Source organism: Dolichospermum circinale AWQC310F (assembly GCF_000426925.1).
GTDB lineage: Bacteria > Cyanobacteriota > Cyanobacteriia > Cyanobacteriales > Nostocaceae > Dolichospermum > Dolichospermum circinale.
The window spans coordinates 1-4,057 of sequence record NZ_APIZ01000341.1 but is presented as its reverse complement, the minus strand read 5'-3'; the positions used below and the strand labels follow the sequence as shown (position 1 = coordinate 4,057).

Genomic DNA, 4,057 nt, shown 5'->3' with positions numbered 1-4,057 from the left:
CTTCGCCCAAAATTTAACATATTTTGGGCTATTTTTATCAGGCTTTTCTTAACATTCAACACTTCTGCACAAATTTCTAATTATTTACCAAGAGTAAGTTCCTCCTTTTTTCCTAAAATACCTTGAGGTCGCCAAATCATTAACACCATTAAAATTAAACCAATAAACATCACCCGAAAAGCACCAATTCTTTCTACATCTAAAGGAACAATTTTCGGTAAAAATTCCCTAGTTAAAGAGTCATAAGCAAAGTAAATAACCGCACCTAAAATTGTGCCGACATTATTTCCTGCACCACCTAAAATTACCATAATCCAAGCGTCAAAGGTAAGTTGAGGTTGAAAATTATCGGGATAAATTGCTCCTAATTGCCAAGCAAAGAACGCCCCCGCAATACCAGCAATTGCACCGCCCAACATTAATGATTGTAGTTTATAAGAAAAGACATTTTTACCTAATGCTTTGGGAATTTCTTCATCTTCACGAATAGATTTTAGCACTCTTCCCCAAGGAGATAGGACTAAAATTTCTAACCGCCAAAATATGAAAGCTAAAATTAACAATGCCAACAACATTAAACCGGCTTTGGGATTATAATTGTATAATCCAATTATACCAGAGATATAAATTGCTAGAGCTAATAGTCCTAAAGCAATTCCTACTATCAATCGGGAAGTAAATTCTTGTTTAAGGCTGCTGTTTCTAATGGGATTATTATTTGCAGAAATTTGAGCAGTTCGTATCCAATTCCACAAAGAAAATAATGTGATCCCTGTCAATAAAGTTAACACGGCAATCATCACCAAGCGGAAAAACAAATTTGGGGTTGTTGATAACGGTATGACATAACTTTGCACACCAAAAGAGCCAGATATCCAATCTTTACCTACAGGTAATTCCTGATTATTTACTATTAATCTAATTAATTCCCCTGTACCAATGGTAACAATTGACAGATAATCTTCTCGTAAGCGGAGAGTCGCAAAACCTATGACTAAACCCAATAAAGCGGCGACAATTGCTCCAACTACAGCCGAAAGCAATAATGGTACACCTTTAAAAGTTAATAATACTGTTGTATACGCTCCTAAAGTCATAAAAGCAATATGACCGAAGTTAATTAAACCCGTAAAACCCCATTGTAAATTCAGTCCTAGCGCAAATAGCGCGAAGGTTGCGGTAGAAATAGCTAGAAAAATTAGATATTCAATCATTAGCTGGTCATTTGTCAGTGGTCGGTGGTTAGTGGTCAATTGTCAATTGTCAATTGTCCGTTGTCAAGTTTTGCGTATCATTAATTACGAAAGCATGAGCTATAATAAGTATTAAGACTAACAGTAGTATAATATCATTATCTGTGCTTCTATTAAAAACTGTATAATACAAAGCAGGGATCACCAAAACCATACATTAAACTTATGTTTGACCAACACTTTATTTGAGATTTCCCTCTTATGAATGCTCAGGCACTTTGGCAACGATACCAAGATTGGTTATATTTACACGAGGGATTAGGACTGTATTTAGATATTAGTCGGATGCGCTTTGATGATGCCTTTGTAGCATCATTAAAACCTAAGTTTGACAAAGCGTTTGCGGATATGATAGAACTGGAAAAAGGTGCGATCGCTAATCCCGATGAAAACCGCATGGTAGGTCATTACTGGTTGCGAAATCCAGATTTAGCCCCCACACCGGAACTAACTCAAGAAATAGTTCAAACTCTAGAACAAATCGAAGCTTTTGCAGACCAGGTACACACTGGTGCAATTCATCCTCCCAAAGAAAGCCGCTTTACAGATATTATCTCTATCGGTATCGGTGGTTCGGCCTTGGGTCCCCAATTTGTCGCTGAAGCCCTTTCCCCAGACTTCCCCCCCCTACAAATTCACTTTATTGACAATTCCGACCCCGCAGGTATTGATAGAGTTCTATCCCAATTAGGAAATAAATTGGCTACCACTTTGGTATTAGTAATTTCCAAATCTGGAGGAACTCCCGAACCCCGCAATGGCATGATTGAGGTAAAACAAGCCTATACAGCCCAAAAATTAGATTTTTGCCAATATGCAGTTGCCATTACTGGACAAAATAGTAATTTAGATCAAGTGGCAAAATCAGAAAACTGGTTAGCCCGATTTTCCATGTATGATTGGGTGGGTGGACGTACCTCGGAAATGTCCGCTGTAGGGCTGTTACCTGCGGCATTACAGGGCATTGATATCCGTGCTATGCTATCGGGAGCAAAGGACATGGATGATGCCACTCGCGTCCCTCATCTCAAGGATAACCCAGCCGCTTTATTAGCCCTGGCTTGGTATTTCTCTGGAAATGGCAAAGGCCAGAAGGATATGGTGGTTCTCCCCTACAAGGATAGTTTGTTGTTATTTAGCCGCTATTTGCAACAACTGGTTATGGAATCTTTAGGTAAGGAAAAGGATTTGGACGGGAAAACCGTATATCAAGGTCTTGCAGTTTATGGTAACAAAGGTTCAACAGACCAACACGCCTATGTCCAACAATTACGGGAAGGTGTACCTAATTTCTTTGCTACCTTGATTGAAGTTTTAGCAGACCGTCAAGGAAAATCCCCAGAAGTTGATCCCGGTGTCACCGCTGGTGATTATCTCTCTGGTTTCTTGTTGGGAACTCGTCAAGCATTGTATGAGAATAACCGCGATTCCATTACAGTCACTATTCCCCAAGTTAATGCCCGTACGGTGGGCGCATTAATCGCATTGTATGAGAGAGCAGTAGGTTTGTATGCCAGTTTAATCAATGTCAATGCTTATCACCAACCTGGTGTAGAAGCTGGTAAAAAAGCCGCTGCTGTGATTCTCGATTTACAAAAACGAGTTTTAGAAGTGTTACAAACCCAGAGGAAAGCACTTTCTATTGCTGAATTGGCAAATATTGCCGGTGCTACTGAGGAAATTGAAGCAATTTACAAAATTCTCCGTCATTTACATAGTAATCATCGGGGTGTGGTGTTAACAGGAGATCTAGCTAAACCTGGGAGTTTAACTGTTTCTTTGGGTTAATAAAATTACCTTTGTTCATTAAAATCAGATCCCCGACTTCTTCCATAAGTCGGGGATTTTGTTTTTTGTTTTTTATTTTTTGTAATTAGTAGCTTGGTTTAAGCGTAGCCCAACATTCATTTATCATTTATTGTTGATCTTAGGTTTTCTCCTGTCAAACCAACTTACTAATAAACTACATAATCAGACGTTGATTAAAATAACCAGGAGGTAAAAAACATTGTCGGAGAGAGTATTTTTCATCATTTATATCTTCATCCCATCTCACAAGCCCCGTTGGTTTATTAATATGACAAAATGGTGGTACAAGTCCCCAACTTTCAGCAAGACCTATCCAGAATCCAGTGCAGATTCCAGCAATTACTGGTGTAAACAAAACTTGTCCGGTGGGGTTAAAAATCCCCACTTTTGAGGATAATTTTATTTCTGTTAATATCCATCCTAAAGCTTCTATGGAAAAGTAATAATCATGTTGTTTAGCAATTTCTAGAAACTGCTGAGGAGTTTTAGACGATAATAACTCTTCCCGCAAAGTTGGTGTTTTTTGTGCTATCGCCAAAAAATCCCAAATTTGTTGTTTCGTAATCATCACCCAGACGATTTCTTCTTCAGTGAAAAAATAATTATTTTCTGCTGCTACTTGGATAAACTGCGCTAAGTTATTAGTTTTTAGGAGATGGTTTTTTAAAGATGGTGTTTGCTCTAATGCGGATAAAAAGCCAAGAATTTTTTCCCACGTGAATAGATTAAAATTCTGGTAATTTTTTACTTTTTCTTTCCAGAAAGAGTAACTGTCTTCTCTGTAAAAAAAATCCCAAATCTGATACATTAATTGCTCATCCTATAGTGCTAAATTAGATAAAATACCTCAATGATTTACAAACCAAACCGGTCACGGGGACAGGTAAGATACCCATCCCACTTAATTAACTCATTAATTAGAACAAATACCGATACTTTTTCGCTAACTAATGCTAACAAATACATAAGTTGAGATTGTCTCTCAACCAAGGCGT

Annotated in this window: 3 protein-coding genes; 1 reads left to right on the top strand and 2 read right to left on the bottom strand. The window is 38.0% G+C overall.

Translation table 11 applies throughout. The features are described from left to right. Positions 1–80: 80 nt before the first annotated feature. Entirely contained in the window at positions 81–1,214 is a 1,134-nt protein-coding gene (locus ACIR310F_RS0100275; protein ID WP_028082100.1) for a branched-chain amino acid ABC transporter permease, read from the bottom strand. Between the two features lie 240 nt (positions 1,215–1,454). On the opposite strand from ACIR310F_RS0100275, the gene ACIR310F_RS0100270 reads away from it, so the two are divergent. After that, a complete protein-coding gene (locus ACIR310F_RS0100270; protein ID WP_028082099.1) occupies positions 1,455–3,041 on the top strand; it encodes a glucose-6-phosphate isomerase in 1,587 nt (528 codons plus the stop codon). 175 nt (positions 3,042–3,216) lie between these two features. Here the strand turns inward: ACIR310F_RS0100270 and ACIR310F_RS0100265 are convergent, their stop codons facing one another. Continuing rightward, positions 3,217–3,870 (bottom strand): Nif11-like leader peptide family natural product precursor, encoded by a 654-nt coding sequence (locus tag ACIR310F_RS0100265; RefSeq protein WP_028082098.1) that lies wholly within the window; start codon positions 3,868–3,870, stop codon positions 3,217–3,219. Positions 3,871–4,057 lie beyond the last annotated feature (187 nt).